Source organism: Streptomyces sp. NPDC039736, from assembly GCF_055596485.1.
The window spans coordinates 140,589-165,606 of the sequence record NZ_JBVIUQ010000013.1 but is presented as its reverse complement, the minus strand read 5'-3'; the positions used below and the strand labels follow the sequence as shown (position 1 = coordinate 165,606).

The 25,018-nt window shown below is 72.1% G+C and carries 20 protein-coding genes; 12 read left to right on the top strand and 8 right to left on the bottom strand.

The window, feature by feature from the left end; genetic code table 11:
- Positions 1-23: 23 nt before the first annotated feature.
- Entirely contained in the window at positions 24-1,361 is a 1,338-nt protein-coding gene (locus tag ACZ56L_RS31795) for an aminotransferase class I/II-fold pyridoxal phosphate-dependent enzyme (protein ID WP_471067998.1), read from the top strand.
- A gap of 358 nt (positions 1,362-1,719) precedes the next feature.
- On the opposite strand, the gene ACZ56L_RS31790 is transcribed toward ACZ56L_RS31795, so the two are convergent.
- Positions 1,720-2,673: a DMT family transporter gene (locus ACZ56L_RS31790; protein WP_471067996.1), complete on the bottom strand. Its 954-nt coding sequence runs from the start codon at positions 2,671-2,673 to the stop codon at positions 1,720-1,722.
- Between the two features lie 74 nt (positions 2,674-2,747).
- Here ACZ56L_RS31790 and ACZ56L_RS31785 point away from each other — a divergent pair, with 74 nt between their 5' ends.
- On the top strand, positions 2,748-3,653 hold the full coding sequence (locus tag ACZ56L_RS31785) for a LysR family transcriptional regulator (protein ID WP_468688835.1): 906 nt from the start codon (positions 2,748-2,750) through the stop codon (positions 3,651-3,653).
- Between the two features lie 15 nt (positions 3,654-3,668).
- Here the strand turns inward: ACZ56L_RS31785 and ACZ56L_RS31780 are convergent, their stop codons facing one another.
- Positions 3,669-4,145: a pyridoxamine 5'-phosphate oxidase family protein gene (locus ACZ56L_RS31780; protein ID WP_471067993.1), complete on the bottom strand. Its 477-nt coding sequence runs from the start codon at positions 4,143-4,145 to the stop codon at positions 3,669-3,671.
- 138 nt (positions 4,146-4,283) lie between these two features.
- On the opposite strand from ACZ56L_RS31780, the gene ACZ56L_RS31775 reads away from it, so the two are divergent.
- Positions 4,284-4,916: a cysteine hydrolase family protein gene (locus ACZ56L_RS31775; RefSeq protein WP_471067990.1), complete on the top strand. Its 633-nt coding sequence runs from the start codon at positions 4,284-4,286 to the stop codon at positions 4,914-4,916.
- Between the two features lie 95 nt (positions 4,917-5,011).
- Here the strand turns inward: ACZ56L_RS31775 and ACZ56L_RS31770 are convergent, their stop codons facing one another.
- The 4 genes from ACZ56L_RS31770 to aspT (ACZ56L_RS31755) all read right to left on the bottom strand — a co-directional run bounded on the left by ACZ56L_RS31770 (position 5,012) and on the right by aspT (ACZ56L_RS31755) (position 12,301).
- Positions 5,012-6,649 carry a bifunctional phosphatase PAP2/diacylglycerol kinase family protein gene (locus ACZ56L_RS31770; protein WP_345225184.1) on the bottom strand — a complete coding sequence of 546 codons (1,638 nt, stop codon included), beginning with the start codon at positions 6,647-6,649 and terminating at the stop codon, positions 5,012-5,014.
- A gap of 568 nt (positions 6,650-7,217) precedes the next feature.
- A complete protein-coding gene (locus ACZ56L_RS31765) occupies positions 7,218-8,879 on the bottom strand; it encodes a bifunctional aspartate transaminase/aspartate 4-decarboxylase (protein WP_345225185.1) in 1,662 nt (553 codons plus the stop codon).
- Between the two features lie 29 nt (positions 8,880-8,908).
- Positions 8,909-10,612: an aspartate-alanine antiporter gene (aspT, locus tag ACZ56L_RS31760; protein WP_471067986.1), complete on the bottom strand. Its 1,704-nt coding sequence runs from the start codon at positions 10,610-10,612 to the stop codon at positions 8,909-8,911.
- Between the two features lie 3 nt (positions 10,613-10,615).
- On the bottom strand, positions 10,616-12,301 hold the full coding sequence (gene aspT, locus ACZ56L_RS31755) for an aspartate-alanine antiporter (protein WP_468688847.1): 1,686 nt from the start codon (positions 12,299-12,301) through the stop codon (positions 10,616-10,618).
- Positions 12,302-12,662: 361 nt separating this feature from the next.
- On the opposite strand from aspT (ACZ56L_RS31755), the gene ACZ56L_RS31750 reads away from it, so the two are divergent.
- The 3 genes from ACZ56L_RS31750 to ACZ56L_RS31740 all read left to right on the top strand — a co-directional run bounded on the left by ACZ56L_RS31750 (position 12,663) and on the right by ACZ56L_RS31740 (position 16,802).
- Positions 12,663-13,601 (top strand): ABC transporter ATP-binding protein, encoded by a 939-nt coding sequence (locus ACZ56L_RS31750; RefSeq protein ID WP_345225188.1) that lies wholly within the window; start codon positions 12,663-12,665, stop codon positions 13,599-13,601.
- 113 nt (positions 13,602-13,714) lie between these two features.
- Positions 13,715-14,704, top strand: coding sequence for an iron-siderophore ABC transporter substrate-binding protein (locus tag ACZ56L_RS31745; RefSeq protein WP_345225189.1), 990 nt, complete (start codon positions 13,715-13,717; stop codon positions 14,702-14,704).
- Positions 14,705-14,726: 22 nt separating this feature from the next.
- The gene (locus ACZ56L_RS31740; RefSeq protein WP_468688851.1) at positions 14,727-16,802 is read left to right on the top strand and encodes an iron ABC transporter permease; all 2,076 of its coding nucleotides are present in this window, start codon (positions 14,727-14,729) and stop codon (positions 16,800-16,802) included.
- Between the two features lie 80 nt (positions 16,803-16,882).
- On the opposite strand, the gene ACZ56L_RS31735 is transcribed toward ACZ56L_RS31740, so the two are convergent.
- Positions 16,883-17,269 (bottom strand): VOC family protein, encoded by a 387-nt coding sequence (locus tag ACZ56L_RS31735; RefSeq protein WP_345225191.1) that lies wholly within the window; start codon positions 17,267-17,269, stop codon positions 16,883-16,885.
- Positions 17,266-17,559, bottom strand: a complete 294-nt coding sequence (locus ACZ56L_RS31730; RefSeq protein WP_345225192.1) for an ArsR/SmtB family transcription factor — start codon at positions 17,557-17,559, stop codon at positions 17,266-17,268. Before ACZ56L_RS31730 ends, ACZ56L_RS31735 begins: the two co-directional genes overlap by 4 nt.
- A gap of 271 nt (positions 17,560-17,830) precedes the next feature.
- On the opposite strand from ACZ56L_RS31730, the gene ACZ56L_RS31725 reads away from it, so the two are divergent.
- The 6 genes from ACZ56L_RS31725 to ACZ56L_RS31700 all read left to right on the top strand — a co-directional run bounded on the left by ACZ56L_RS31725 (position 17,831) and on the right by ACZ56L_RS31700 (position 24,957).
- A complete protein-coding gene (locus tag ACZ56L_RS31725) occupies positions 17,831-19,123 on the top strand; it encodes an ATP-grasp domain-containing protein (RefSeq protein WP_471068046.1) in 1,293 nt (430 codons plus the stop codon).
- Between the two features lie 290 nt (positions 19,124-19,413).
- Complete coding sequence (locus tag ACZ56L_RS31720) at positions 19,414-21,441, top strand: CocE/NonD family hydrolase (RefSeq protein WP_471067980.1); 2,028 nt, start codon at positions 19,414-19,416, stop codon at positions 21,439-21,441.
- A gap of 501 nt (positions 21,442-21,942) precedes the next feature.
- On the top strand, positions 21,943-22,827 hold the full coding sequence (locus ACZ56L_RS31715; protein ID WP_471067977.1) for a HipA family kinase: 885 nt from the start codon (positions 21,943-21,945) through the stop codon (positions 22,825-22,827).
- Positions 22,824-23,234: a DUF3037 domain-containing protein gene (locus ACZ56L_RS31710; protein WP_471067974.1), complete on the top strand. Its 411-nt coding sequence runs from the start codon at positions 22,824-22,826 to the stop codon at positions 23,232-23,234. The genes ACZ56L_RS31715 and ACZ56L_RS31710 overlap by 4 nt, the downstream gene beginning before the upstream one ends.
- Positions 23,235-23,391: 157 nt before the next feature.
- Positions 23,392-24,153, top strand: a complete 762-nt coding sequence (gene fabG, locus ACZ56L_RS31705) for a 3-oxoacyl-ACP reductase FabG (protein ID WP_345225200.1) — start codon at positions 23,392-23,394, stop codon at positions 24,151-24,153.
- 27 nt (positions 24,154-24,180) lie between these two features.
- Positions 24,181-24,957 (top strand): SDR family oxidoreductase, encoded by a 777-nt coding sequence (locus ACZ56L_RS31700; RefSeq protein WP_345225202.1) that lies wholly within the window; start codon positions 24,181-24,183, stop codon positions 24,955-24,957.
- Positions 24,958-25,018 lie beyond the last annotated feature (61 nt).

Below are 25,018 nucleotides of genomic sequence, written 5' to 3'. Positions count from 1 at the left end.
TGCACTAGTGCATACTGCGTTTTGTGCTAGTAGAGTATCGGATCAGTGGCAGGCGCGCAGCAGACATTTCCGCGAGTGTGGAGCGGGGGGTGGGTGAGGGCGCCCTGAAACCGGGCCAACTCCTGCCGCCCATGCGGGAGTTGGCGGCCGAGTTGGGGGTCAATCCCAATACGGTCGCCTCCGCGTACCGGATTCTGCGCGAGCGCGGAGTAATCGAGACGGCGGGGCGACGGGGCAGCCGCATCCGGGAGCGGCCCGCCGTGACGGCGCGCGAGTCGATGCGGGCGGACGTCCCCGAGGGCGTACGGGACCTGAGCAAGGGCAATCCGGACGCGGCCCTGCTGCCCCCGCTGCGCGATGCGCTGCTGTGGGCCGTGGAGCGGGCCGACGCGGCGCCCGTGCTGTACGGGGAGCAGGCCGTCGAGCCCGAGCTGGCGCGGCTCGCGCGGGCGGGTTTCGACGCGGCGGGGGTTCCGGCCGGGCCGGTGGCCGTCGCTTCGGGGTCGCTGGACGCGATCGAGCGGGTGCTCGCCGTGCATCTGAAGCCGGGGGACGCGGTCGCCGTGGAGGACCCCGGCTGGGGGGCCCTGCTCGATCTCGTGCCCGCGCTCGGGCTGCGGGCGGTGCCGGTCGCGGTGGACGACGAGGGCCCGCTGCCGGACGAGGTGGAGCGGGCGCTGCGCGGCGGGGCGCGGGCGGTCGTGGTGACGGCGCGCGCGCAGAATCCGACCGGGGCGGCGGTGGGTGCCGGGCGGGCGGCGGAACTGCGGGAGGTGCTGGCGGCGCACCCCTCGGTGCTGCTGGTCGAGGACGACCACGGGCACGGGATCGTGGATCTGCCGGTGCATCCGCTGGCCGGGGCGGGCGCCGGGCCCTGGGTGTTCGTACGGTCGGTCTCCAAGGGGTACGGGCCGGACCTGCGGGTCGCGGTGCTGACCGGGGACGCGGAGACCGTGGACCGGGTGCGGGGGAGGCAGCGGCTGGGGCCCGGGTGGGTGAGCCGGCTGTTGCAGCAGGCGGTCGTACGGCTGTGGACCTCGGGGGCGGTGGACACCGGGGCGGTGGCGCGGTCGTACGGGGAACGCCGGGACGCGCTGGTCGCGGCGCTGGCGGAGCGGGGGGTGCGGGCGCACGGGCGGAGCGGGATGAACGTGTGGGTGCCGGTGGGGGACGAGACGGGGGTGGTGTCGCGGTTGCTCTACGCGGGGTGGGGGGTGGCGCCGGGGGCGCGGTTCCGGATGAGGGCGGGGGCGGGGGTGCGGGTCACCGTGTCGGCGCTGGGGGTGGGGGAGGTGGGAGTCGTGGCGGATGCGGTGGCGGCGGCGATCGGGGAGGTGGGGGTGGGGAGGCGGTACGGGTGAGGGGGACTGTGCGGGGGGCTTATAGGGGCGCGGGGAACTGCGCGACCGGCCACGACGGATCTGCACGGAACCGTTCCCCTTGGCCGCGCGGCGAGCGCTTTAGGTGGAGGGGCGGGTCCGGGGCCTCTTCTGCCCGAGCCGGGCGGGGTTGACGCGTCCGGTACGGGGCTGGGGTTTCGGCCTTGGCGGAGGAGCGTGCCCGGCGCAGGCGCTCACGCAAGGGGCGGCACCCGGGTGGGCCGGGAGCGGGAGGGGCCGCCCCCTTGCCCGCCCGTCCCGCCCCCTTGGGGCGGCCCCGTCGCCCGAGGGGGTTAAGGGGAGAGGGAGGGCGGCCCCGTCGCCCGAGGGTGTGGGGGAGTCAGGGGCGGGGGGTGCGGCGGGGTTGGGTGAGGAAGGCGCCGGTGAGGATGATCAGGGCGCCCGCGGGCGTGTTCCAGGTGAGGTGTTCGTCCAGGAGGAGCACGCCCGCCCCGGTCGCGATGACCGGAATGAAGTAGGTGACCATCTGGGCCGTGGTGGGGCCGACCTCCCGGACCAGGTCGTACTGGAGCAGCATCGCGAAGCCCGTGCCCAGCGCGCCCAGGGCCACGACGGAGAGGAGCGGGAGCAGGGGCACGCGGGTGGGGAGGGTGGTGAAGAGCGGGGTGACGACGGCCAGTTGGGCGGTGGCCAGCAGGAGCTGGGCGCCGGTCATGGAGAGGGCGGAGTCCTTGGCGCCGCCCAGCGTGCGGCGCAGGTAGATCCAGCCGACCGGGTAACTGAGGGAGGCGAGGAGCGCCATCACCGTGCCCGCCGGGTCGACGTCCGAGAAGCCCTGCCAGGCGCCCAGGACGGTCAGTACGCCGAGGAAGCCGAGCCCCAGGCCCGCCACGCGGCGGCGGGTGGGACGGTCCTCGGAGAGCGCGACCAGCGAGAGGACCATGCCCCAGAGGGGTGAGGTGGCGTTGCAGATGCCCGCGAGCGTGGACGGGATCGTCAGCTCCGAGTAGGCGAAGAGGGAGAACGGGAGCGCGTTCAGGAAGAACGCCGCGACCGTGAGATGACCCCAGGTGCGCAGCGAGCGCGGCAGCCGTTCGCGCTTCAGCGCCAGCGCCGCGAGCAGGACGAGCGCCCCGAACAGCAGCCTGCCGAAGGTGACCTGGAAGGGGGCGAAGCCCTGTGTGCCGACCTTGATGAAGAGAAAGCTGAACCCCCAGATCAGTGCGAGCACCGCGAAGCGGACGCGCCAGTCGAGCACCGGGCGGCGGGAACGGGCGGGAAGAGGGGCGGGCGGCGCGGCTGTGCGGCTCCGGGCCGAGGTCGGAGGGGTCATGAACGCAACCTTGGGCCGATCCCACCTCGTAGCACAAGCAACTTTTCGTGGCGGCACCGCTTAGCATTGCTTACATGTTGAATCTGGAGAGGCTACGCACGCTGGACGCCCTCGCCCGGCACGGTTCGGTCAGCGGGGCGGCGGAGGGGCTGCACGTCACCACCTCGGCGGTGTCGCAGCAGATGGCCAAGCTGGAGCGGGAGATCGGCGAACCACTGCTCGCCAAGAACGGGCGGGGGGTGCGGCTGACGGAAGCCGGGCGGTTGCTCGCCGGGCACGCCGCCGCCATCCTGTCGCAGGCGGAGCGCGCGCAGGCCGACATCGAGGCGCAGCGGGGGCGGGTGGTCGGCGAGCTGTCGGTGGCCGCGTTCCCGACCGCGGCCCGCGGGCTCCTGCCGCCCGCGCTGGCCGCGCTGCGCGACCGGCACCCCGGCCTGCGGGTGAAGATGCGGGAGGTGGAGCCGGACGCGGCGGTCCGGGGCGTGGTGCGCGGCGACTACGACGTCGCCGTCGTCCTCGACTGGTACAACAAACCGCTCTCCATGCCGGCCGGGCTGGCCAAGCGTGAACTCCTCGACGACCCGGCGGACGTCGCGATGCCGGTCGGGCATCGGCTTGCCGGGCGTGACGAGGTGGACCTCGCGGAGTTCGCCGGTGACGACTGGGTGACGTGGGCGGAGGGCGAGTTCTGTCACGAGTGGCTGCTGCTGACGCTGCGGGGGGTCGGGGTGGAGCCCCGGCTCGCCCATGTGGCGGAGGAGCACGCCACACAACTCGCGCTGGTGGAGGCGGGGTTGGGGGTGTGCGTCGCGCCCCGCCTCGGACGTGGTCCGGTGCCCGACGGGGTGAGCGTGGTTCCCGTACGGCATGCCATGCGGCGGCATGTGTACGCGGTGTGGCGGGCGGACGCCGACCGGCGGCCCTCGATCAGGGCCGCGGTGGGTGCGCTGGCGGCGGCGGGGGAGCGGGTGGCGAGCTGAGCCCCGGAGCACGGGTCACCGGGCGGCCAGTTTGCGGAAGTCCCAGGAGGCGACGGCGTCCGGGGTCAGGCGCAGCCAGGCGTGGCGGCCGTCGTGCGGCATCTCCGTCAGGCCGAAGTACTTCTGGGTGAACATCCGCTCGGGGGCGTCGAGTTCGGGACAGGGCTCACCCGTGCGGGGGGCCTCGCCGACGAAGACGGCGGTGCCGGAGAGCTCCACGCCGCGCAGGTCCCCGTACTCGACGCCGTCGTCGACGACGACCGCGATGCGGGGGTCCTTGCGGAGCTGGGCCCAGCGGCGGCTGCGGGTGATCGAGTACAGCCACAGCGAGGCGCCGTCCCAGACGAACCACAGGGCGCCGATGTGCGGGGCGCCGTCCGCGGAGACCGTGGCGACCCGGCAGGTGCGCTGCTCGCTGAGGTAGGCGTCGCGTTCGGCGGCGGTCATCATGATGCGGCGGCCGCGGCGCTGGGTGTCGGTGCCGTTGGTCATCGGGGCTCCCTGGGACGGATTCTGATGCGTTGTCAGGTGTGACGTGCGGAAAGCATGCGGGCTCTTCCGCCGGTGCGCAATGGCCGCTAGGGTCGCGCCCCCGCTGCCGGGTGGGGTGCGTCTCGAAGGGGTGCCGTGATGGCGTCGTACGAACAGCTCGTGGCTCAGCTCGGTCCGGGGACGACCGTGCTGCTCACGGTGGAGTGCCAGGAAGGGGTGGTGGGGGAGGGGAGCGCGCTGCCCGAGCTGGCTGTCCAGGCGCGGACGTCAGGGATGCTGGCGAACGTCGCCCGGCTGGTGGACGCGGCGCACGGCGCCGGGGTGCAGGTGGTGCACGCGGTGGCGGAGCGGCGGGCCGACGGGCGGGGGGCGAACCGCAACGCCCGGCTGTTCCGGGCGGCGGAACGGTTGCCGGTGCGGCAGCTCGTGGGGACGCGGGCGGTGCGGGTGGCACGGCCGATCGTGGTCTCGGAGGAGGACCTCGTCGTGCGGCGGCTGCACGGACTGTCGCCGGTCGCGGGGACGGAGGTGGACGCGCTGCTGCGGAACCTGGGGTGCCGGGACGTGGTGGTGGCCGGGGTGTCGGCGAACGTGGCGGTGCCGAACGCCGTCTTCGACCTGGTGAACCTGGGGTACGGGGTGGTGGTGGCGGGGGACGCGGTGGCGGGGGTGCCGGAGGAGTACGTGGAGGCGGTGCTGACGCATTCGGTGGGACTGGTGGCGAGGGTGGTGCGGACGGAGGAGATCTGCGGGGTGTGGGAGGGGCGGTAGGGGTGACGGCGGCAGAGGGAGCTGGGGGCTCCGGCGGAGTCACCCTGGGCGTGCCGCTGTCGTCGGCGTCGCCCTCGCGGCGCTCCCGGCCGGCGTCACAGGGCCGGTCCCGTGTGGTCCGGCGGCTCCGTGGGACGGCCCGGCCACTGCGACGCTCCGCGTGACCGGAGCTGTTGCCAGGGGGAGGGGGTTCCGGCCGGGGGTGCGAGGTGGGCGGTGGCGGTGAGGAACTGCTGCCGGATCTCGCCCAGGTCGGCGGCGGGGCTGTAGACCGTCAGCGCGCCCCGCGACTTCGTCAGCCGCAGCGAGTCCGGGGCGGCGGTCGTCTCGCCGTCGTGGGCGAGCAGGTCGATCTCGGCGAGGCCGTCCAGGGAGAGCTTCTCGACGCGCTGGGTGTGGAAGACGCGGGAGCGGTTCAGCGCCACGCCGAGGGTGGAGATCGCCAGGCGGGTGCGGGCCAGGCGGGCGTCGGCGTCGACCGTACGGATGTCGAGGAGGCCCTCGTCCAGGTGGGGGCGGTGGGAGGGGGCCAGGCCGTCCGGGTAGTAGTGGCCGTTTCCGGCGAACAGGAGCCACAGGGTGCGGGGTTCGCCGTCGATGCGCAGGTGCAGGGGCGTGGCGTCGCGCAGGACGGAGAGCAGGGAGAGCGCGGCCGCCGGCCATTTGCCGATGCGGCCCTCCAGCTTCTCGCGGCGGCGCACCAGCTCCGGGTAGAGGCCGATGCTGAAGGTGTTCACGAAGTCGGTGACCGCGGCGCCCTCGCCGTCGGTGACGTGGGCGAGGTCCACCCGTACCGCCTCGCCGTGCTGGACCGCGTGCGCCGTGTCCTCGAAGGTGGCCGCGCCCGCGTCCAGGGCGAAGTGGTTGAGGGTGCCGGCGGGGAAGACGGCGAGCGCGAGGCCCGCCCCGGCCGCGCGGGAGGCTGCCGCGCTGACCGTGCCGTCGCCGCCGCACACGCCGAGGACACCGGCCGAGCCCTGGGCCCGTACGACGGCCTTGTCGAGGACCTCCATCAGGTCCTCGCCCTGCTCGCGGACGAGGACCTCCGCCTCGGGCAGCAGGATGCGCAGGTGTTCGTCGACGGGGAGGCGACCCGGAACTCCCTTGCCCGAACCGGAGTTGACGACGACGACCAGTCCTGCGCCGCGCGGCAGCGCGGGGGCTTCGACGCGGGTCCGCCCGTCGCGTACGAACGGGGGGCGCGGCGGCCACCAGTAGCAGGTGACGGCCGCGGCGGCCAGTCCCAGCGCGCAGCCCGCCAGGACGTCGCCGGGGTAGTGCACGCCGACGTACACCCGGGAGAAGGCGACGGCTGCGGCGACCGGGGCGAGGATCGCGCCGTAGCGGGGGGCCTCCAGGGCGACTCCGGCGACGAACGCGGCGGCCGACGCGGAGTGGCCGGAGGGGAACGACGAGGTCCAGGGGGCCTTGGTGGGGCGGCGTACGAAGGGGACGAGGTCGTTGGAGGGGCGGTGGCGGCGCACGGCGTACTTGGCGACGACGTTGGTGGTGAGCGAGGCGAGGGCGAGGGAGCCGAGGCCGCGGCGGGCGGCGCGGCGGGCCTTGGGGCCGCCCAGTGCGGTGAGGGCGGCGGCGGCGCCGAGCCAGAGGCGGCTGTGGTCGGCGGCCCTGGAGAGGGCCGGGAGGGCCTGGTCGGCGCCGGGGATGTGGGCGGCGGCGACCCTTTCGAACCAGGCGTGGTCGAGGCGGCTGAGGCGTGAGCGGGGGTGCATGGGCTCCTCTCGGGGGTGGGGGACTGTGCGGATCTGCACGTTTCCCACCGGGGGTGGTGCCCCGTCAGGGGCGCGGGGAACTGCGCGCTCAGCCACGATGCTCCTGCACGGAACCGTGCACTTGGCCGCGCGGCGAGCGCTTTAGGGAAAGGGGCGGGTCCGGGGCCTCTCCTGCCCGAGCCGGGCGGGGCTGAGCGTCCGGTACCGGGGCTGAGCTCACGGCCTTGGCGGAGACCCTTGCCCAGCGCAGGCGCTTGCCCAGGGGCGGCACCCGGGTGGGCCGGGAGCGGGAGGGGCCGCCCCCTTGCCCGCCCTCCCCCAAGCTCTCGGCTTCGCTCGAGCAGGGGGTGCCCCCCTCGCCCCCTTGGGGCGGCCCCGTCGCCCAAGGGGGCTGGGGAAGTGGGAGGGCGGCCCCGTCGCCCGAGGAGGCTAAGGGGAGGGGGAGGGCGGCCCCGCCGCCCAGGGGGACGGGGCGGAGGAAGGAGGCTGCGACGCCCAAGGTCGACGGGGGGAATGCAGCCCCGTCGCCCAAGGAGACGGAGGCGTGGGCCGTTGGGACCCGGGGGGGTCAGGGTTTCGGGGTTCCGCCCGCGGATTGCCATTCCGCGATGTAGTCGTCGAAGATCTTGCGCAGATGGTGCCCGATCTGCAAGTAGTCGAGATCGTCCAGATTGGCGAGCGAGGCCCGCACGGACCATTCCGGTCCGTCGAACCCGCCGCCGTTGAGCAGGACGACGGAGGTCTGCTCCGCCAGCCGGAACAGCGGATCGACCGGCTCGTAGTTCTGCACCAGGAAGTCCGCGAACTCCTTGCCCTGGACGCGCTCCGCCTCCGCGAGCAGGTCCAGCTCGATGTAGTACGCCGCCCGCTTCGGGTCCTCCGCGATCTTCATCTGCGCGCCTTCGAGGAGGAGTTCGAGGCGGCGCCGCACGATCGCGCGGATCCGGTGCTTGTACTCCTGGCCCTCCTCCAGCATGTCGAAGAGCGAGAAGAGGACCATCATCACCTGCTGCGGCAGGGATAGGCCCGCGGTGTGATTGAGCGCGACCTGCCGCGAGTCCGCCACCAGGCGGTCGATGAAGCGGATCTTCTCGGGCTCCAGCGTGAGCGTGCCGTACCGCGCGTGCAGCCGGTCCTTCTGGTCCTGCGGCAGCGCGGCGATCATGTCGTCGATGACGTTGTCGTCGTGCAGGCCGATCACGCCGACGCGCCAGCCCGTCGCCCCGTAGTGCTTTGAGTACGAGTAGACCAGCAGCGTGTTGCGGGGCAGGTCGGCGGCGATCGAGCGGAAGCCCTCGACGAACGTGCCGTACACGTCGTCGGTGACGATGACCAGGTTCGGGTTCGAGGTGGCGACGATCTCCTTGATCTGGTCGGTGACCCGCTGCGAGAGCGCGAGCGACGGCGGGTTGCTCGGGTTCACCAGGCAGACCATCTTGATGGAAGGATCGGCGAGCTTGGCGACCTCCTCGGTCGGGTAGCGCCACTCGCGCACGCCGTTCTCGGCGAAGCTGCTCGCCTCGACGTAGACCACGTCGAAGTCGTACGTGTCCAGCTCGGGGATCTCCAGGTACGGGGTGAACACCGGCACCATCAGCGCGATCCGGTCGCCCTTCTTCAGCACCCCGTTCTTCATCAGGGAGTCGAAGAGGTAGCACATGGCCGCCGTGCCGCCCTCGGTGGCGAAGAGGCTCAGGTTGTCGGCGGGCGGCTCGCCGCCGAACATCTCGTCCTGGAGGTAGCCGCGCACGACCTGCTCGCAGTGCACCAGCATCCGGTCCGGGCTCGGGTAGTTGTCGCCGATCATCGAGTCGGCCATCTCGTGCACGAAGTCGTCCCGCACGAACCCGAAGCGCTCCACCGCCAGGTCGAAGCTCGCCTTGAGCATCTCGACGCCGGGCAGGTCCGGATGCGTACGCACGAAACGCTCGAAGCGTTCGGCGGCGCCCGCCTGCTCCGGCATGCCGCCCAGGTTGTCGGCCGTCCACACCCGGCGGGACTCGCTCAGGGCGAAGTAGCCGAGGGCGTGGAACGCCTCGCGCGGTCCGGTGGCGACCCAGTTGGGGTTGCCGCGGCCCGCGTTGAGCATGGCGCGGGCGGCCTGCCCCTTCTGGCCGGGCTTGTCGGCCTGTTCGGCCTCGGCCAGCTTGATGAACTCGGCCTTCAGCTCGAAGGGACTCAAGGAGGAGAGGCGCTTCATCTCCTCGCGGCTGTACGTGGCCTTGGGCATGGTGCAACTCCTTTGTGGGGAAAGCGCGTTCAGTGGTGGAGGAGGACGACGACCGCGCCCCAGATGGTCAGCAGCACGTTTCCGACGGCGTAGGGAATGGTGTAGCCGAGCGTGGGGATCTGGGACTTGGCGTTCTCGTTGAGGGCGCCGATCGCGGCGGTGGTGGTCTGGCCGCCCGCCAGCACGCCCATCAGGATCGGGAAGCGGATCCGCTGTACGTAATGGCCGAAGAGGAAGCCGACGACCAGCGGGACGACGGTGGCGACCGCGCCGAAGACCAGCAGGCCCCAGCCGGCCGTGGAGAGCCCGCTGGTGAAGCTGGGGCCCGCGTTGATGCCGACGATCGCGACGAACATGCACAGCCCGAGCGTGTCCATCAGCCACTGCGCACCCGGCGGGACGTTGCCGAACGTCGGGTACTTGCCGCGCAGGTAGCCGAAGACCAGGCCCATGATCAGGCCGCCGCCCGAGGTGGAGAGCGAGATCGGCACCCCGCCCGCGGTGAGCGCCGGGATGCCGATGCAGCCGCCGAGGAAGATGCCGAGGCCGACCCAGACCATGTCGGTGGCGAAGGACGTCGGGACCGGCTTGCCGATCTGCCTGCCCGCGGGGTCCACGAGCCGCTTGGGGCCGGTGAGGACCAGGGTGTCGCCCCGCTCCAGCCGCGTGGAGAGGCGGTAGGGGAACTCCGCGCCCGACCGGTACAGCTTGTCGACGTACACGCCGACCATGAACGGCTCGCGGCGCAGGTCCGCGACGGTCTTGCCGAGCTGCGCCTTCTCGGAGGCGACGACGTGCAGGTGCTCGGTCTGGTAGCCGAGGAGTTCCACGTCGTCGGCCTCGCCGCCGATGTGGGTGCGCGCGTCGTACGCCACCAGGTCGCCGCGCAGTGCGCTGACCGCGACGACGTCCCCCTCGGCGAGGACGGTCGACTGGGACTGCGGGAGGATCGCGCCGCCGCGTCTGACCTGGGTGATGTAGACGCGGCGGCCGTTTTCCTTCTGCTGGTTCTCGAAGTCCTCGACGGTGCGGCCCACCAGGTCGGGGCGCTCCACGGTGTACGCCCGCAGCACCACCTCGTAGTAGCCCGCGCCCAGGTCCGGGTTGTCGCTCGGGGCGTCCATCTCCTTGGCGAGCGCGGCGCTCTCGGCGGCCAGGTCGCGGCGGTAGAGGCGGGGGAGGACGTTGGCGAGCAGCATCGCGCACAGGATGGTGCCGAGCGGGTACGTCACCGCGTAGCCGACCGCGACGAGGTTCTCCTCGGTCCTCGCGTCGCCGCCGCTCAGTCCCGGCAGGGTGCCGATGGCGCCCTGGGCGACGCCGATCGCGGCGGACTGGGTGAGCGAGCCGCTCATCAGACCGGCGGTGAGCCCGGGCCCGTACCCCAGCATGGCCGCGAATCCCCAGGCGACCAGCAGGCCGGTCACGCAGACGACGACCGCGTTGAGGACCTGGGGGAGCCCGTCCTTCTTCAGGCCCCGGAAGAACTGGGGGCCGACCTTGTAGCCGAGGGCGAAGAGGAACATGATGAAGAACAGGTCCTTCACCGTGCCGTTCACCGGCACCTTCAACTGCGCGCCGAAGAGCAGGCCCATCACCAGGCAGCCGGTGACGGCGCCCAGCGCGATGGTCTTGTAGTGGATCTTCCCGACCAGGAAACCGAGAGCGACGACCAGGAAGACGAGCAACTCGGGGTGCGGCTTGAAGATGTCCCGCACCAGGAAGTCGATCATGGTTCAGGCCCCCAGGACGCCGACGAGGACGGGCCCCGTGAGCGGGAGAAGGAAGTTGGACAGGGTGTACGTGATCGTGTAGCCCAGCATCGGAACCGAGCTCCGGGCCGTCTGGGTGATGGCGGTGATCGCGGGGGTGGAGCACTGCTGGCCCGCGATGGCGCCGACCAGCAGGGGTTTCTCGATCTTCAGGAGCTTGCGGCCGACGAACAGGGAGAGCGTCGCGGGCACCAGCACCATGGCGATCCCGGCGAAGGGGAGCAGCGCCCCGTACTCCTTGAGCAGCGGCCAGGCCTGCGGGCCCGAGACCAGGCCCGTACAGGCGATGAACAGGGCCAGGCCCATGTCCTTGAGGGTGGTCGCGGCCTGCGGCGGGAACGCGCCGAAGGTCTGCGAGCGGGAGCGGAACCAGCCGAAGAGCAGGCCCGAGATCAGGCAGCCGCCGCCGGTGCCCAGGGAGAGCGGGATGTCGCCGAGCCTGACCACGAGCTGGCCGATGAGTGAGCCGACGACGATGCCCAGGCCCAGGTAGATGAAGTCGGTGGCGTCGTTCTTGACCACCGCGCCGATCTTGGCGACCACCTTGGAGAGCCCGGAGCGCGCGCCGACCAGGGTGAGGACGTCGCCCCGGTGGACGACGGTGTCGCCGTTGGCGGGGAGCTGCTGGTCGCCGCGCAGGACGTCGGTGATGTAGACGCCGTCCTTGATGAACTCCGGGTGCTGGGCCTGGAGCCGGTCGATGGTCAGGCCGTCGGTGGCCTTGTCGGTGAGCGCGATCTGACGGGAGGTGAGCGGGGTGTCGAGGCCGGGGATGCCGGGGGTCTCCGGCCCGACGAGCCGGCCCGCCTCGATGATGTTCGCCCGTCGGCCCACCATCAGGACCAGGTCGGAGAGGGAGAGCCGGAAGTCCGGGGCGGCCGGGTGCACCTTGCTGCCGCGCTTGACGGCTTCGACGGTGACCCGGCCGCCGAGGGCCGACTCCAGGTCGCCGATGGTGCGGCCGTCGGCCTGCGTCACCAGGTACGTACGGCCGACCAGGCCGGGGAGGGCGGCGCGTTCGTCGGCCTCCAGGGAGCCCTTGCCGCTGCCGCCGCGCATCTTCTCCCACAGCTCGCGGGAGGCGTCGGCCAGGTTGATGCGCATCAGCATCGGCATGATCTGACTGGTGTAGAGCACGATCGTGATCAGGCCGAAGAGGTAGCAGACGGTGTACGCGGTCGCCACGTGCCCCTGGTACTGGGTGATCTGGTCCGGCGTCAGGTCGCCCAGCTTGCCGATCGCCTCGGTCGCCGTGCCGACCACCGCGGACTCGGTGGCCGCGCCCGCCAGGATGCCGGAGGCGGTGCCGACGTCGAGGTCGAAGACCTTGGCCAGGCCGTACGCGATGCCCAGCACGCTGACCAGTTCGATGAAGCAGAGCACGAAGAAGCGCAGGCTCTTGCGGTTGAGGTTCGCGAAGAACTGGGGGCCGGCCAGGTAGCCCAGCGAGAAGATGAAGAGGGCGAAGAAGACGTTCTTCACGTCGCCCGACACCTGCACCTCCGCCCACGCGCCCAGCAGCAGGGACACGATCAGGGTGCCGCAGATGCCGCCCAGCGTGATGGGCCCCACCCGGAGCTTGCCGACCAGGTAACCGAGGGCCAGGCAGAGGAAGAGCGCGAGCTCGGGATGGTCCTTGAGAACGCCCATAGTCGTCGAATCCCGTAGGTGAGGGAGAAAACGGAACAAAGCATGACTGGTGACTCAACGTAGCAACGGGGCTGCGGATCGGCATGTCCGGCGGTGCGGTGGGGCTCGCGGACGGTTCTGCCGCACCGGTCCTGGATGTTCCGCGCTCGGCCGGCCGGGTGACGCCCTGGTCGCCGGCGCGGTGCTCCCCGGCGTCCGCCCGGCGGGCGGCGGCGTGCCGCGGCCGGTGTCCACTCGGCGCTCGGCGGCGCGCACGGGCCGGCGGCCGTTCGGTGTTCGCCGGCGTGCCGCGACTGGTCGTCAGGACGGGATTCGGGACAGGTGTTTTCGGCCAAGTTTAGGTTAGGCTAACCTTCAGTCTGTGAATGCCGGTGAAGAACTTCCCCAGGCCGCGGCACTCCGTGGCCACACCCTCAACGCCACGGACGTCACCGTGGCGTACGACGGTGTCGACGTCGTGCACGAGGCGTCCCTGGAGCTTTCGCCGGGCCGCGTCACCGTGCTCGTCGGGCCGAACGGCAGTGGCAAGTCGACACTGCTGCGCACCGTCGCCCGCCTCCAGCAGCCGCGGCACGCGGCGCTCACGCTGGACGCCGGCACCGACGGTTTCGCCCTCAGCCCCCGCGAGTTCTCCCGGTACGTCGCCCTGCTCACCCAGGGGCGGCCCACGCCCAGCGGTCTGTCCGTACGGGATGTCGTGGAGTTCGGGCGCTACCCCTACCGGGGCCGCTGGGGCAAGGCCGACCCGGACGGCCGCGCGGCCGTGGACCGGGCGCTCGCGCTGACCGGCGTCACCGAACTCGCCGAGCGCGGCGTCGAGCACCTGTCCGGCGGCCAGCTCCAGCGGGTGTGGCTCGCCGGGTGCCTGGCGCAGGAGACGGGCGTACTGCTCCTGGACGAGCCGACGACGTATCTCGACCTGCGCTACCAGGTCGAACTGCTCGACCTGATCCGGGACCTGGCCGACGACCACGGCATCGCCGTCGGCGTCGTCCTGCACGACCTCGACCAGACGGCCGCCGTCGCCGACCGCATCGTCCTGCTCAAGGCGGGCCGCGTGATCGCGGACGGCACGCCCGAGGAGGTCCTCACCCCGGAGCGCCTGACCGACACGTACGGCATCCGCATCGAGGTCTCCACCGACCCGCTGACCGGAAGGCTGCGCACCCGCGCCCTCGGCCGGCACCACACCCGGCGCACCCCCGACGGCGTACGCATGCTGGACGGGGACACCGCGCAGCCGGGCGCCGTCACGGCCCAACGGGACGGCGACGCGGCGCAGATCGACGCGCGCGTCTAGTCCTCGGCCCGCCCGTCCGCCGCCCGCCGTTCCGGCCCCCAAGACTTTTCCACCCCGTTCCACTCTCCGCTCGACGCGCACCCCCGCGCACTCCGAAAGGCCAAGTCCCCGTCATGAAGCGACACCTCCTCCTCGCCGCCGCGGCCACCACCACGGCCGTCCTCGCCCTCAGCGCCTGCGGCACCACCGAGCCCGCCGCGGACAAGAAGAAGGAGACGAAGGCCTCCGAGGCCATCACGCTCACCGACGCCGACGGCAAGACGGTCAAGCTCGACGCCCCCGCCAAGAAGGTCGTGGGCACCGAGTGGGACGTCGTCGAGCACCTCGTCTCGCTCGGCGTCGAGCCGGTCGGCGTCGCCGACGTCAAGGGCTACTCCCAGTGGGACAAGTCCGCCCCGCTGACCAAGTCCCCCAAGGACATCGGCACCCGCGGCGAGCCCAGCATGGACACCATCGCCGCCCTCGCGCCCGACCTCATCGTCGCCACCACCGACCTTCCCAAGGCCGCCGTCAAGCAGCTCGAGAAGTACGCCCCGGTCCTGAACCTGAAGTCGGCCGACGCCAAGGACCCGGTCGGCAACATGACCAAGAACCTGGGCCTGATCGGCCAGGCCACCGGCACCAAGGCCAAGGCCGACGAGCTCACCAAGGGCTTCGAGACCAAGCTGGCCGCCGCGAAGGCGGACCTGGAGAAGGCCGGTCACAAGGGCACCAAGTTCGCCTTCGCGGACGGCTACGCCCAGGGCAGCCAGGTCGGCATCCGCCCCTTCACCAGCGGTTCGCTGATCGGCGCGGTCAACGACAGGCTCGGCCTGGCCAACCCGTGGAAGGTCGAGGGCGACCCGGCCTACGGCCTGGGCAAGACCGACGTCGAGGGCCTCACCAAGCTCGACAAGGACACCGAGTTCGCCTACATCTCCAACGACGAGGACAAGAGCAGCACCGTCTTCGACGGCGTCCTCAAGGACGACGCCGTCTACAAGAACCTGCCCTTCGTCAAGGCCGGCAAGACGCACCGCCTGCCCGACGGCGTGTGGATGTTCGGCGGCACCGCTTCGATGGAGAAGTACGTCGACTCCGTCGTCACCGCGCTGAAGAAGTAACGACGGGACGCAAGCGATCACCATGGCCGTCACCACCACCGCATCCGCCGCCCCTCCGGCGGCGGCCTCCCGGAAGGGCGGCGCGGCAGCGGTGACGGCCGGGCTCGTCCTGCTGGTCGCCGTACTCGCCGTCGTCGACATCACCCAGGGCACCGCCCACGTCGGCCCCGCCGACGTCTTCAAGGCGCTCACCGGGCAGGCCGACACCACGGACTCCTCCGTGGTGCTGTCCTCCCGGCTGCCGCGCATGGTGGCCGGAATCCTCGTCGGCGCGGTCCTCGGCATGGCGGGCACCGCCCTGCAGGCCGTCAGCCGCAACGTCCTGGCCTCGCCCGACACCCTCGCCGTCAACGCCGGTTCCTACCTGGCGCTCGGACTCGTCGCCGCGACCGGCGTCACGCTGCCGGTCTTCGCCTCCTCCGGCGTCGCCTTCGTCGGCGGACTCGCCGCCGCGGCGATCGTCCTCGGCATGTCGGGGCTCGGCGCGGGAACCGTCCGCCTGGTCCTCGCCGGCACCGCGCTCACCCTGGGCCTGACCGCCGTCACCGAAGGGCTGCTGCTGCTCTTCCCGCTGGAGACGGACGGCATCCACCAGTGGAACCAGGGCAGCATCGCCCAGCACGGCTTCGGCGGAGTGGTGGCCATGCTGCCGCTGCTGGCCGTCGGACTCCTCGGGCTGATGCTCGTCGCCCGCCGGGTGGACGCCCTCGCGCTCGGCGACGACGCCGCCCGGGGGCTCGGCGTCAACGTGCGCAGCACGCGCGTGGTCACCGTCGTCCTCGCCACGCTGCTGTCCGCCGCCGCCGTCACCCTCGCCGGACCCATCGGCTTCGTCGGCCTGGTCGCCCCGGCCGTCGTGCGCGTGCTGGCCCGCCGCTACCGGGCCTTCACCAAGGTCCGCGGCAGCGTCCTGGCCGCCGCCCTCACCGGCGTCGTCCTGGTGCTCGGCTCGGACGTGCTGCTGCGCACCCTGGTCTCGGCGGACGCCTCGGTGGCCGTGCCGACCGGCGTGGTCACCAGCCTCGTCGGCGCGTTCTTCCTGGTCGGCCTCGCCACCCGGGGCCGCGACCTGGGCGCCGCCTCGCCGCCGGACAAGCTGCGCATCCGCAGCCGTACGGTCTTCCTCACCGTGACCGCCGTGCTGGTCGCGGTCCTCGTCGGCCTGGTCATCGCCTCCGTGCTCCTCGGCGACACCATGCTGCTGCTCGGCGACGTCGTGAACTGGCTGGGGAACAACGCGGGCCGGGCCACCACCTTCGTCCTGGACACCCGGGTCCCGCGCGTTCTGGCCGCCCTCCTCGCGGGCGCGGCCCTGGCCCTGGCGGGCACCCTCATCCAGGCCGTCACCCGCAACCCGCTCGCCGAACCCGGCATCATGGGCGTCTCCGGCGGCGCGGCGCTCGGCGCGGTGATCCTGGTGACCACCGTGCCGCTGGCCGGCCCCGCCGACATGGCGCTCGCCGCCTTCGCGGGCGCGGCGGTCGCCGCCGTCATCGTCTTCGGACTCTCCGCGCGCGGCGGCTTCCAGCAGAACCGCCTGGTCCTGGTCGGCATGGGCGTGGCCACCGCCACCACCGCGCTGATCAGCCTGCTCATCGTCCTGACCGACCCGTTCAACGCCACCAAGGCACTGACCTGGCTGTCCGGTTCGACGTACGGGAGGGGCTTCCCCGACCTGATCCCGCTCGGCCTGATGCTGCTGGTGGGCCTCGGTGTGGCGGTGTTCCGGCGCACCGAGCTGGACCTCGTCTCGCTCGACGAGGACACCCCGCGCCTGCTGGGCCTCGGCCTCTCCCGCTCCCGGCTGGTCCTGCTGGGCGTCGGCGTGCTGCTGAGCGCCGCGGCCGTCGCGGCCGCCGGAACCATCGCCTTCGTCGGCCTGGTCGCGCCGCACGCGGCCCGCGCGCTGGTGGGCCGCAGGCACGTACGGGTGGTGCCGGTGGCGGTGCTGCTGGGCGCGGCGCTGGTGGGTCTGGCCGATGTGATCGGCCGTACGGTCATCGCGCCGGCCCAGATCGGCGCGGGCATCGTCACGGCGGTCATCGGCACGCCGTACTTCCTGTGGCTCCTGGTACGGAGCCGGGGCGCGGCGCGCTGACCGCGGCGGGGCGGGAGGCCGGGCGCCCGGCACGGCGAAGGGGTGGACCGGAGTCTTCCGGTCCACCCCTTCCGGCTGCCTCAGGGCTGGGTCGCGAGCTGCACCAGGTTGCCGCAGGTGTCGTCCAGGACGGCGATCGTGACCGGGCCCGCCTCCATCGGTTCCACGGTGAAGGCGACCCCGAGCGCGCTCAGCCGCTCGAACTCCGCCTGCACGTCGTCCACCGCGAACTGCACGGCCGGAATGCCGTCCGCGACCAGGGCCTTCTTGTAGGCGCGCGCGGCAGGGTGCTGGTCCGGCTCCAGCAGCAGTTCGGTGCCCTCGGGGTCCTCCGCCGACACCACGGTCAGCCAGCGGGCCCCGCCCGCCGGCACGTCGTGCTTCTTCACGAAGCCCAGCGTGTCCGTGTAGAAGCTCAACGCCTTGGCCTGGTCGTCGACGAAGACGCTGGTGATGCTGATCCTCATGGGGAGCCCTTCGGGGGATGCGGCTTGGGCCATCGCAGGGCGATCTGCTCAAGGGGTTCGGTGTTCAGGTCGTGGAACTTGTAGCGGCCCTCGCGTCGCGGGCGCACCAGCCCGGCGCCCTCCAGCACGGCGAGGTGCTGGCTGACGCCCTGCCGGGACAGCCCGAGGCCGTGCACGGTCAGCAGGCGCGCGCATATCTCGTAGAGGGTCTGGCCGTCACGCCGTACGAGCTCGTCCAGAATGAGCCGCCTGGTGGGATCGGCCAGGGCCTTGAACACATCGTCCGCCATGTCCCCACCATAGGCAAGTGTGGACTTGCCTATCAAGTGCGGGGAGCCCGGCCCGGGCCGTACGCGACGACGGCCCGCCGCGGCGTCCGTCGCCTTCGAACGGATTTGCTTTCGCTACGTATGAATCCGGCCATACGAGGAAGTCGCCCACGACACCCGGAAGAAACAACCGGGCGACCGGACGACCGAAGGAGAACCGTTGCGCAGCCCGAACAGCCCGAACAGCCCGAACAGCCCGAACAGCCCGAACAGCCCGGCCGCTCCCCAGAACATCTTCGTGATCGGTCTCGACGAGGCGAACCTCCCCACCCTGCGCGCCGTCCCGCACGCCGCCGAGTACGTCTTCCACCCGCTGCTGACCATCGGGGAACTCCAGTCCGGCGAGGTGTCCGTACCGGACCTGATCGACCGGGCGACGCGCGTCCTGGACGCCTTCGAGGGCAGCGTCGACGCGATCGTCGGCTACTGGGACTTCCCCGTCAGCACCCTCGTCCCGATCCTCGCCGAGCGCTACGGCACCCGCTCCACCAGCCTCGAATCCGTGGTCAAGTGCGAGCACAAGTACTGGTCCCGCCTGGAGCAGGAGAAGGTCGTCCAGGAGCACCCGAAGTTCGGGCGGGTCGACCTCTCCGCCGACGAACCGGCCGTGCCGGAGGGCATGAGCTTCCCGATGTGGGTCAAGCCCGCTCTCTCGTACTCCTCGGAACTGGCCTTCGGGGTCAAGGACCAGCAGGAGTTCCGCGAGGCCGTCGGCGCGATACGCGAGGGGGTCTCCCGCGTCGGCCGCCCCTTCGAGTACGTGCTCGACCAGTTGGACCTGCCCGAGGAGATGGCCGGTGTCGGCGGCCAGGTCTGCCTCGCCGAGGAGTCCCTCACCGGGGTCCAGGTCGCCGTCGAGGGCTACGTCCACGAGGGCGAGGTCGTCGTCTACGGCGTCCTCGACTCCATCAACTACCCCGGCTCCTCCAGCTTCCTGCGCCACCAGTACCCCTCCGCGCTGCCGGAACCGGTGATCCGCCGCCTGCACGACGTGTCGAAGAAGGTGATGCGCCAGATCGGCATGGACGCCGCGACCTTCAGCATCGAGTACTTCTACGACCCGCAGACGGAGGCGCTCAACCTGCTGGAGATCAACCCCCGGCACTCGCAGTCCCACGCGGAACTCTTCGAGTACGTCGACGGAGTGCCCAACCACCACTGCATGCTCAGCCTCGCGCTGGGCCGCGACCCCCGGCTCCCGCACCGGCAGGGCCCCTACCGGGTCGCCGCCAAGTGGTACTACCGCTGGTTCGCCGACGGCACCGTGCGCCAGACGCCCGGACCCGAGGACATCGCGCGCATCGAACGCGAGATCCCCGGCGTGCGCATCGACGTCGTGCCCGGCGAGGGGCAGCGGCTCTCCGACACCGAACAGCAGGACAGCTACAGCTACGAGATCGCCCACATCTTCACCGGCGGCGACAGCGAGGACGACATCCGCGCCAAGTACGACCGCGCGGTCGCGGCACTCGGCCTGGACTTCACCCAGACCACGCCCGGTGCCCGCGACGAGAAGAACGTCTGACCGGGCACCGGGCACCTGAGAGAACCCGAGCCGGCACCGGAGAAGCGCCTGCACGAGCGCCTATGGAGCCCTCGCCCGAGCCCCCGCCCGGCGTCTGGACGAACCCTCGCGGAGTCCTTGCCCGAGCACCGGCAGGGCCCACGCCCGGCACCTGGACGAGCACCCGCGAAGCTCCCGCCCAGGCATGCGCCCGGCACCTGGACGAGCACCCGCGGAATCCCCGCCCGAGCGCCCGCGCCGCGTCCGGGCCGGTGCACCCGTCCCCTCCCGAAAGGAGCGGCCCCCACCCCATGCGTTACGTCAGCAACCTGCCCCACGCCATCAAGGAGGAGGAGCACGTCGTCGTCCCCGCCCGGGACGGCACCCGGCTCTCCGCCCGTGTCTGGCGGCCCGTCTCCTCGGACACCGAGCCGGTCCCCGGCGTGTTGGAGTACATCCCGTACCGCAAGCGCGACCTGTCCGCCGTACGGGACTCCATCCACCACCCGTACCTCGCCGGGCACGGCTACGCCTGCGTACGCGTCGACCTGCGCGGCACCGGCGAGTCCGAGGGCGTCCTCGCCGACGAGTACCTGGAACAGGAGCAGACGGACGCCGAGGACGTCCTGGCCTGGCTTGCCGAACAGCCCTGGTGCGACGGGAACACCGGCATGATGGGCATCTCCTGGGGCGCCTTCGCCGCGCTCCAGACCGCCGCCCGCCGTCCGCCGAGCCTGCGTGCCGTCGTCCTGGCCTCCTTCACCGACGACCGCTACGCCGACGACATGCACTACATGGGCGGCGCCATGCTCTCCGACAACCTCGCCGAGGCGGGCACCATGTTCGCCTACGCCACCTGCCCTCCGGACCCGGCCCTCGTCGGGGAGCGCTGGCGCGACATGTGGCACGAGCGCATGGAGAACACTCGGCCCTGGATCCTCAACTGGCTGCGCCACCAGCGCCGCGACGACTACTGGCGGCACGCTTCGGTGTGCGAGGACTACTCCGCCGTACAGGTCCCGGTGCTCGCCTCCAGCGGCTGGGCCGACGGCTACTCCAACGCCGTCACCCGCGTCCTGGAACACCTGGACGTACCGCGCAAGGGCCTGGTCGGACCCTGGTCCCACAAGTACCCGCACCTCGGCGAGCCCGGGCCCGCCATCGGCTACCTCCAGGAAGTCGTCCGCTGGTGGGACCACTGGCTCAAGGGCGTCGACAACGGCGTCATGGACGGCCCCATGCTCCAGGCCTGGATGCAGGACAGCGTCCCGCCGTCCACCTCGTACGAGGAACGCCCGGGCCGCTGGGTGGGCGAGCCCTCCTGGCCCTCGCCGCACATCACCCCGGTCAGCCGCGCGCTGCTGCGCCACCGGATCGCCGCGACGGGCCCGGCGCCGACCGCGGGCGAGCCCATGACCGTGCAGTCGCCGCTGTCCGTGGGCCAGTTCGCGGGGAAGTGGGCGTCCTACAACGCGCCGCCCGACCTGCCGTACGACCAGCGGGAAGAGGACGGCGGCTCCCTCGTCTTCGACACCGAGCCGCTCACCGAGCCGGTGGAGATCCTCGGCAGCCCGAGCGTCGAACTCGACCTCACCGTCAGCGAACCCGTCGCCACGGTCGCCGCCCGGATCTCGGACGTCGCCCCCGACGGCAGCGCCACCCGGGTCACCTACGGCGTCCTCAACCTCACCCACCGCGCGGGCACCGGCGAGCCCGAACTCCTGGAACCGGGCAGGCGCTACCGGGCCACCGTCCAGCTCAACGGAGTGGCGCAGGCCTTCCCGCCGGGCCACCGGATCCGGCTCTCGCTGTCGACCTCGTACTGGCCCCTGGTCTGGCCCGCCCCGCGCCCGGCCCGCCTGAGCGTGTACGAGGGCACCAGCACCCTCACCCTGCCGGTGCGCCCCACCGCCGAACCGGACGAACTCCCGCAGCAGCCCTTCGGCGAGCCCGAGGGCTGCCCGCCCCTGGCCTCGACCCAGGTGACGGCCCCGGAGGAGCGCTGGGAGGTCCGCCGGGACCTCATCGGGTACCGCTCCGCGCTGGAGATCGTCAAGGACCGGGGCACCGTGCGCATCGACGACATCGGCCTCGACACCGGGCTGCGCGCCGAGGAGCGCTACACCGCCACCGCCGACGACTTCACCTCCGTCGCCGGCGAGACGGCCTGGACCATGCGCTTCACCCGGGACGACTGGGACGTCCGCGTGGAGACCCGCACCCGGATGCGCTGCTCGGAGGAGGAGTTCCACGTCGACGCGACCCTCGACGGCTACGAGGGCGGCCGCCGGGTCTTCTCCCGCACCTGGAACGAGACGGTGCCGCGCGACGCCCTGTGACTCCGCGGGCGCACTCGCCCCCCCCCGGGCGGGAGGAGCTGGTTCCCGGATGTCGCGGCTCCGAGGGTGGGGCGGAGGTTTCAGTGCCTCCGCCCCAGATCTCTTCCTTCACCGCGGCAGCGGTCTGTGCCGGGGCCCGCTGCGGGGGGAAGGCCCTGCCTACGGCATCCGGAACGGCGCTGCCGTTCTGCTCCCGGCCTTCCTCGCCGCCGCAAGCACCTTCGGCCTCGTGCAACCCGCCCTGCTCGCCGCCCCCACCCGGACAGCCGGCCGAGCCGGCAAGTCGGCCTCAGCCGATGTCCTCCCCGGGATCGCGGAGCTCGCGCGACAGGCCCTTCTCGGCATCCGCAGCGTGTCACGTGACGAAACCAGATTGCAGTTGCGAGCAGAGTGCGAGCAGAACTGAGAGGAGCGGGCAGCCCCTCGGCAGGCTCGGGCCGGCGAGGGCGGCTCGTGGGTAGCCGTGGATGTGGGGGAGCGGCGGGCCGATAGCCTGGGAAAATGCTGACCGAAGTCATCGCGACCCGCTACGTCACGCCCCTGCGTGAGGGCGGCTCGCTCCCGGGAATCGTCGAGGCCGACGATCTCGGCACGTACGTCATGAAATTCACCGGTGCCGGACAGGGCCGCAAGACGCTGGTCGCCGAAGTGATCTGCGGGGAGCTCGGGCGGAGGCTGGGGCTGCGGGTGCCCCGGCTGGTCGCCATGGACCTCGACCCCGTCATCGGCCTCGGCGAGCCCGACCAGGAGGTGCAGGAGCTGCTCAAGGCGAGCGGCGGGCTGAACCTCGGGATGGACTTCCTGCCGGGGTCGATCGGCTTCGATCCGCTGGCGTACGAGGTCGGGCCCGCCGAGGCGGGCGAGGTGGTGTGGTTCGACGCGCTCATCAACAACGTCGACCGCTCCTGGCGCAACCCCAACATGATGGTCTGGCACGGCGACCTGTGGCTCATCGACCACGGCGCCACCATGATCTGGCACCACAACTGGCCCACCGCCGCCTCCGCGTCGGCCAAGCCCTACAACGCCTCCGACCACGCGCTGGCCCGGTTCCGGCCGGACCTCGCGGCCGCCGCCGCGAAGCTGGCGCCGCTGGTGACGGAGGAGCTGCTGACCGAGGTCGCCGCCCAGGTGCCCGACGTGTGGCTGGCCGACGAGCCCGGCTTCGACAGCACCGACGCACTGCGCAGGGCGTACGTGGACGCGCTGCTGCCGCGTGCCGCGACCGTGCACGAGCGGATCGTGCTGGAGGCCCCGACCGAGGACCGGCCGTCGCAGGCGCCGGGCTGGCTGAAGGAGCGCCTGAAGCCGGCGCCGCACGCCACGCCGCCTGCCACGCCGTCCGGCGCGAAGAAGGACCAGCAGCAGGACGGCGGCGCGAAGTGAGCGGGCACCAGAGCGCCGGGGCCCCGGTCCAGCGGCACGTCTTCGAGTACGCGCTGCTGCGGGTCGTGCCCCGCGTCGAGCGCGGCGAGATGTTCAACGCGGGGGTGCTGGTGTACTGCCGGGCGAAGTCGTACGCGGCCGCCCTCACCCACCTCGACGAGGACAAGCTCCGGGTGCTCGACCCGGGGGCCGACGTCGTGGGCGTACGGGCCGCGCTGCGCGCGGTGGAGGGCCTCTGCGGGGGCGGCGAGGCGGCGGGACAGGCGGCCGGCGACGACCCGGGGCGGCGGTTCCGCTGGCTGAGCGCGCCGCGCTCCGGCGTCGTACAGCCCGGCCCCGTGCACACCGGACTCACGGCCGACCCCGAGGCGGAGCTGGAACGGCTGCTGGAGTTGCTGGTCCGGTGACGGGAGCCGACGCCGTGTGACCTTCGTTCGGGTGGCGGGGCGGCCGTTGACACCGGGTGCCGTGGCTTCTAGCGTCACGACTGCTGAAGCTACTAAGCGGTTGCTCAGCTGTTGAGCGGCCCCCGGGGGCCGGTTCCCAAGGGCGAGGAGAACAGGGATGTCCACCACCGAGCAGCGCGTGGCGATCGTGACCGGGGCGGCGCGCGGCATTGGCGCCGCCACCGCACTGCGGCTCGCGGCCGACGGCCGTGCCGTCGCCGTCCTCGACCTCGACGAGGCGGCCTGCGCGGACACCGTCGAGCAGATCACCAAGGCGGGCGGCCGGGCCCTCGCGGTCGGCTGCGACGTGTCCGACGAGGCGCAGGTGGAGGCCGCCGTGGCGCGCGTCGCCGCCGAACTGGGCGCGCCGACCGTCCTGGTCAACAACGCGGGCGTGCTCCGCGACAACCTGCTCTTCAAGATGAGCGCCCTGGACTGGGACACCGTCATGGGCGTCCACCTCAAGGGCGCGTTCCTCATGTCGCGTGCCGTCCAGAAGCACATGGTGGACGCGAAGTTCGGCCGTATCGTCAACCTGTCGTCGTCCTCGGCGCTCGGCAACCGCGGCCAGGCCAACTACGCCGCCGCCAAGGCCGGCCTCCAGGGCTTCACCAAGACCCTGGCCAAGGAGCTCGGCAAGTTCGGCGTCACCGCCAACGCCGTCGCCCCCGGCTTCGTCGTCACCGAGATGACCGCGCAGACCGCCGAGCGGGTCGGCATGGGCTTCGAGGACTTCCAGGCCGCGGCGGCCTCCCAGATCCCGGTGCAGCGCGTCGGCAGGCCCGAGGACATCGCCAACGCCATCGCCTTCTTCACCGGCGAGGCGGCGGGCTTCGTCTCCGGACAGGTCCTGTACGTCGCCGGCGGACCCCTCAACTGACCCGGCGAGCAAAGGGACTACGAACTCATGACGGAAGCAGTGCAGGACAGCGGGGCGCCGGACAGCGGCCGGGTCGCCCTCATCACCGGAGCCAGCCGCGGCATCGGCTACGGCGTCGCGGAGGCCCTGGTGGCCCGCGGCGACCGGGTGTGCATCACCGGACGCAACGAGGACGCCCTGAAGGAGGCCGTCGAGAAGCTCGGCGCCGACCGGGCGATCGGAGTGGCGGGCAAGGCGGCCGACGAGGAGCACCAGGCCGTCGCCGTCGCGCGCACCATGGAGGCGTTCGGCCGGGTCGACTTCCTGGTCAACAACGCCGGCACCAATCCCGTGTTCGGCCCGATGGCCGACCTGGACCTGAACGTCGCCCGCAAGGTCTACGAGACCAACGTCATCTCGGCGCTCGGCTTCGCCCAGCAGACCTGGAAGGCGTGGCAGAGCGCCAACGGCGGGGCCATCGTCAACATCGCGTCGGTCGCGGGAGTCTCGGCCTCGCCGTTCGTCGGCGCGTACGGCATGAGCAAGGCCGCGATGATCAACCTCACCCTCCAGTTGGCGCACGAGTTCGCCCCGCTGGTGCGGGTCAACGCCATCGCGCCCGCCGTGGTGAAGACGAAGTTCGCGCGGGCGCTCTACGAGGGCCGCGAGGAGGAAGTCACCTCGGCGTACCCGCTGGGGCGGCTCGGCGCGCCCTCCGACGTCGGCGGCGCGGCGGCGTTCCTGACCTCCGCGCAGTCGGACTGGATCACCGGTCAGACGCTCGTCGTGGACGGCGGGATCTTCCTCAACGCCGGGGTCGGCTGAGGGAGATCGGCGCGGACCGGGGTGCGGTAGTTCCTCTTGTATCCGGGATGGGCGGAATTTG